A 5,328-nucleotide genomic window follows, 5' to 3' on the forward strand; every position below is an offset into this window, starting at 1 on the left:
AGCGCAGATAACGGGATCAGGTCGCGGCATGAGGGCCTCCGATTTGCGAGTTGTTTGAGTGGCAATGATTTTCGCCAGGGGGACAGCAGAGCGCTTCGGGCAATGGCGAACTGCGCGACACGCCTGCAGGCAAGATGACAGAATGTTGCCTGGTGACGCTCTTGCGTTTCTTTGCCGCGACGACGAGGCGCGCGAGGGCGAGACCTGCGAGACGCGCTTCGAGCGGGTCGGCCCGCGATGGCAGGACGACCGGTGCGCGCAGGCCAAGCACCAGGCCGGCAAGCATCGCGTCTGCCATATATTCAAGATTCTTGGCGAGGATATTGCCGGAAACAAGATCCGGCACGAGTAGAATGTCCGCATCGCCAGCGACAGCCGATCTGATGCCCTTGGTCTCTGCCGCTTTCAGCGAGATCGCATTGTCGAACGCGAGCGGCCCGTCGACGATGCCGCCGTGCACCTGGCCGCGCTGGGCCATGACCGATAGCGCTGCTGCGTCAAGACTGGACGCGATCAGCGGATTGACCGTCTCGACGGCGGATAATACCGCAGTCTTTGGTTTCTTGATTCCGATCAACGTCATGAAGTCGATGACATTCTGCAGGATGGCGGCCTTGGCCATCAGGTCCGGCGCGATATTGACCGCGGCATCCGTAATCGCGAGCAGTTTGGGATAGGCCGGTATGTCAGCCAGAAAGACGTGGCTGGCACGCATGCCGGGTTCGCGGAGTCTGGCTGCAGGATCAAGCAGCGCTTTCAGCAATACATCGGTATGAATGAGCCCTTTCATCGCAATATGGGTACTGCCAGCTCTCAGGAGACTGGCGGCATGCTGGGCCGCTTCGTATTCGTTCCAGGCAGGAAGAATCTGATCGGGGTTGATCGTGAGGCCGGCCGCATCGGCCTCGGCCTGAATCGCATCCGGATCGCCGATCAGGATCGGGTGGGCCCACCCTCGCTTGAATGCCTCGTCAGCAGCCATCAGGACGTCGCGCTGCGCAGCGCAAACGACTGCCACTTTCAAGGGCGGCCCCGCATCGGCTGCCGCTTCGAGCGCGGCAAAATCACGATACGCGATCATGTGGCCCTCTGATACAGCTGTGCAGGGGCGTTTGCCAGGACGGCGCGACCCTGGCGCGCAATCGTCAAGGCTTCGTCAGTGTGAACCGCTTCGACAATCACCGCGCTCCCCGGTTTTGTGATGCGCGCAGCGCCTCGGTCATTGGCGTCGTTGTCAAAATCAATACCGAACAAGTCGCCCAGCGGCTCACATATGGCCGCGCGGATCGAAGGCGCATGTTCACCGATTCCGCCTGTGAAGATTATCCGGTCAACCCCGCCCATGGTCGCGATCAGTGCACCGGCCTGTTTGCGGGCCTGATAGGCAAATTGCGAAAGCGCTTCGCCTGAGCGCGGATCATCCGTCCGCCTCAGAAGCGTTTCGACATCGCCGCTCAAACCCGAAAGACCAAGCAGGCCTGAGCCATGATAGAGCTGGTCTTGCAAGACTGACGGGTCCCAGTTTTTCTCCAGGATCATATACAGAAGGAGACCCGGATCGACATCACCGCTTCGGGTCGCCATGGGCAGACCAGCCAGCGCGGAGAAACCCATGCTCGTGTCTATGGAATGCCCACCCCTGATCGCAGTCATGCTCGCACCGGCGCCAAGATGCGCAACCAGAAGGCGCTGACTGGCCGCCATTTTGCCCGCGCGTTCAGCAAGATCATCGACGACAAATGCGTATGAGAGCCCGTGAAAGCCGTAGCGACGGATGAATTCGCCTTCCATACCGGGCGGCAACCCGGTGCGTTGCGCTGCAATCGGCATATCAGCATGAAAGCTTGTATCGAAACAGGCATAGTGCAGCGCATTTGGCAGACGCAGTCGCGCGGCAACGATGCCGTCAAGATTGGCGGGCATGTGCAATGGCGCCAGCGGGATAAGTTTACGTATATCCGACTCGACCCTGGGCGTTAGCCGCTGGGCTCGAGTATAATGCGGGCCGCCATGCACAACGCGGTGCCCGACAGCAGACACACCACTCAGGTCGACATGGGTGGCCAATTTCTTCAAGAACGTGTCCAGGGCGACTGGATGGTTGATGCAACATGCGCGTGTGTCCCAGAGCATTTCACCAGAGGCGGTCCGGGCCGTCAGTCTTGCCTCTGACGTGCCAATCCCGGTCACTGCGCCTGACATGGTCTTGACCACGTGGTCGTCGATCCGAAAAATTGCAATCTTCAGGCTAGACGAACCGCTATTGAGGGTCAGAACAGTGTAGGATTCCCCGTGAGGCTTGTCGTGAGCGCTCATCTTTTGCCCGCCTCGCCTTCGGAAGAACCGCGTAGGCTGGGCCAGTCATACAGCCAGCTGAATGCCTGTTCGGCAGCGGCGTCGCGCGACTCGCGCATCCGGGTGAGGCCGGTTTCGACCCAATCGACGCTCGTCGTCTCGGCTTTACGGAAACGGTTCTCCTCGCCGGGCTGTTTTCGATTGGCGCGGACCATTGGCGCGAACGCGGCGGTCATCGCCATGGCCGGGTTGAACCGTTCTGAAAACATGTAGCGCGTCACCCGCATCGGATGAGACCATTTCAACACCTCGGCAGTGACGGGATTGGACCAGGCGCGCACCCATGGACTGGCAAATGTCGCGTATGCCGCTTCCAGTCGAGCCGAAAGACGTCCCACGCGCTCAAACGCGTCCGGCTGTGTGTTGAACACAAGATCTTCAACCCGGCGCGGCTCAAACCGAACAGCGTACTGGTCATGTTCGCAATCGGGATCGCCGGTCGGATTGTCGATTCGCATTTCGTAAAGGCCGGGCTCCAGCGCCTCTATCTCACTGAGGCGCTCCAGGATTGCACGGTGCTCAAGCCGGGCGACACTTGCTGATACGAAAATGCCGAGATGCCCGGCATGGTGATTGATCAGATAAACAATGCGCTGATCGGCAGCGACGAGTTCTTCGGTGGTTTTGTAAACGGCCGGGATCCAGCCGAGTGCCTGGTGCGGCGGGGTGATATTGTCGCCGTATGAGGCGAAGATGACGAGCGGATTGCGGATCCGTTTAAGATCGATCTCGCAATGCGATCCGAGCTTCACGAGGCCTTGTTCGAGGCGGTTGCCGATGAACAGGTTTTCCACAATAGCGAGAATCTCTTCGCGGCTGAGGCGGTAATAACCGCCCCACCATTGTTCGAAGTCCAGAAAGCGTTCCGCTGATGTATCGACGCTCTCAAACAGGTCGGCATATTTGCGGAATATTGCACCTTCCGGTTTGAGATTCTCGAAATTCTGTACCAGCCAGGCACCATCAAACTGGCCGTTTCCGAGATCAGATAACAGATGATTTACCCAGGCTCCTCCGATAAAACCCGCTGCCAGACGCATGGGGTTGACGCCGGGTTCGCCTGCCCAATAGGAGAGCGGCGATCCGTTCATGACAACCGGACCAGCGAGGCCTTCACAGTCCGCCGCCAGAAGCGCGGCTGCCCAGCCCCCCTGGCAATTGCCATAGAGAACAGGTGATCGTTCGTCATGCCGTTTGCAGACGATCTCAACGAACTGGCGCAGGCTCGCCAGTACATCGGCGAGTGTCTGGTCGGGCAGGGGGTCAGGAGTGAACACGACAAAATAGACCGGATAGCCTTCATGCAGGGCGATGCCGACTTCAGAATCTGTTTTGAAGCCGCCTATCCCTGGCCCATGCCCGGCCCGCGGGTCGATGATAATGACCGGTGGCTTTTCAGGATCAAGGCATTCATCCAGGCAGATATCGCCAACTTCGAGGATCTTCAGGAGCTGATAGTTTGAGGCTGGCTCAAATGTGGCTGCGTCTGCCACCAGCTCATATTTGAACTTCAAGACTGGCGGCATACCATCGCGCTCATGGGCAAGCATCATATTGGCCCGCTGGCGTAATGTGTCAAAGAAGAGAATCTGTCTCTGCATCAGATCGACGCCATATGCGGCAAACTCTTGTGGGTTTGGCCAGCTGGCGGCATGCGAGGACGGGATTTCGACAGGAGCGGTTTGACCCCGCTCGGGGCTCTTGGCTGCCTTCAATTTACGGCCTGCCCTTCCAGGTTTTCCGGCTTTCTTGTTTGTCGCACGTGAATCATCGGGCATGACGGGAGGCTTTCGCGGTTAGGGAAGCAATGAGGAGCAGATCAGGCCTTGGCGGCAGTTCCTCTCGACGCAGGTTTCACTTTTGGTGGACCTTGGTTCGGACTGGAGTTGCCTCCACAACAACACCCGGTGCTGGCCGATGGTTTTGCATTTGACGTGCGCGCATGGGCACCTGTTTCGGCAGCGGTAATTTTGATGACATGGCTCATAGTGATCTCCCTCAACTGGATCCAGGCATGGTGACGGCCGTGGCGGCCCCGTCATCGGAGCCTATAAACAAGGACGTACGAAGCGGCGCAGCGTTACACCAAACCGCTTCGACGCGGTATCAGGACACAGCCCGTTTTGACGATTCCGGCAGACCGGTTGACCGAACGCGTTTGCGCATCTCGTCAGCGCCGGGGCAGGCGCATTGGAAATAGCCTTGCTCGATGCAGGTCAGGCAGGTCTGTTCCAGGCGCTTGCGCATCGCGCGACGCGCGCGGTGGAGCTTAACCCGCAGCGCATTCTCTGTCAGACCGAGATCATCTGCGATAACCGACCGGTCCACGCCGATCAGGTCAGCCCGCCAGATCAGATCGGCATAATCAGGATTGAGGGTCGGCAACATCTTGTAGAGGCAAGCGCAGATGACAAAGTCGATCTCTTCATCATCGAACAGGAGCGCAGCTTCGGCAGCATAGGTGCCAAGCGCCTTGCTTGTGCGCGCTCTCGCCCGGAAATGATCAGCGATCGTCGAGCGAAGTATCTGAGATAACCAACCTCGGAGCCGGTCTTCGTCTTTCAGGTCCTCAAAGCGCGTCAGTGCTTTGACATAAAATTCCTGGAGCACATCCTTGGCGTCGGATTCATTGCGCAGTTTTCGCTTCAGAAATCTGAACATATCCTGATGTGACTCGATCAGCGCGGCTTCAATGGCGCGCTTTCGTCGGTCTGAAGGAGTTTGATATGACGTCATGACCGCTCTTGTGTCCATGCAGTGGGCGCTACTGGACCTGATACGCAGGCTATCGGTTTTGCCCTCATGTGAGCGAGCCAATTCGGCCGATATAGCTCGGTAGGCCTTGTGCCGGGTGTAACGGTTCAGGGGTTGGACCGTCTTACCCGTATCAGAGGATGTGGTGAGCGCCGTACGTTGCGTTTCCGCCAAACGAAAAGGATTTTCCCTATGAGTCTTTGGAGTGCAATCGCCAGG

Annotated in this window: 5 protein-coding genes; 1 reads left to right on the forward strand and 4 read right to left on the reverse strand. The window is 58.4% G+C overall.

Annotated features, from left to right (window positions below; genetic code table 11):
- Window positions 1-16 precede the first annotated feature (16 nt).
- The 3 genes from HOC_RS19750 to HOC_RS19760 are packed head-to-tail and all read right to left on the reverse strand — an operon-like array spanning window position 17 to window position 4,133.
- Window positions 17-1,081: a bifunctional enoyl-CoA hydratase/phosphate acetyltransferase gene (locus HOC_RS19750; protein WP_051625145.1), complete on the reverse strand. Its 1,065-nt coding sequence runs from the start codon at window positions 1,079-1,081 to the stop codon at window positions 17-19.
- A complete protein-coding gene (locus HOC_RS19755) occupies window positions 1,078-2,316 on the reverse strand; it encodes an acetate/propionate family kinase (RefSeq protein ID WP_051625146.1) in 1,239 nt (412 codons plus the stop codon). Before HOC_RS19755 ends, HOC_RS19750 begins: the two co-directional genes overlap by 4 nt.
- On the reverse strand, window positions 2,313-4,133 hold the full coding sequence (locus HOC_RS19760; protein ID WP_084146495.1) for a DUF3141 domain-containing protein: 1,821 nt from the start codon (window positions 4,131-4,133) through the stop codon (window positions 2,313-2,315). The genes HOC_RS19755 and HOC_RS19760 overlap by 4 nt, the downstream gene beginning before the upstream one ends.
- 48 nt (window positions 4,134-4,181) lie before the next feature.
- Between HOC_RS19760 and HOC_RS22290 the strand changes: the two genes are divergently transcribed.
- Complete coding sequence (locus tag HOC_RS22290) at window positions 4,182-4,376, forward strand: hypothetical protein (protein ID WP_156950569.1); 195 nt, start codon at window positions 4,182-4,184, stop codon at window positions 4,374-4,376.
- 85 nt (window positions 4,377-4,461) lie between these two features.
- On the opposite strand, the gene HOC_RS19765 is transcribed toward HOC_RS22290, so the two are convergent.
- Window positions 4,462-5,091, reverse strand: coding sequence for an RNA polymerase sigma factor (locus HOC_RS19765; RefSeq protein ID WP_051625148.1), 630 nt, complete (start codon window positions 5,089-5,091; stop codon window positions 4,462-4,464).
- Between the last annotated feature and the right edge of the window lie 237 nt (window positions 5,092-5,328).

Source organism: Hyphomonas oceanitis SCH89 (assembly GCF_000685295.1).
Classification (GTDB): domain Bacteria; phylum Pseudomonadota; class Alphaproteobacteria; order Caulobacterales; family Hyphomonadaceae; genus Hyphomonas; species Hyphomonas oceanitis.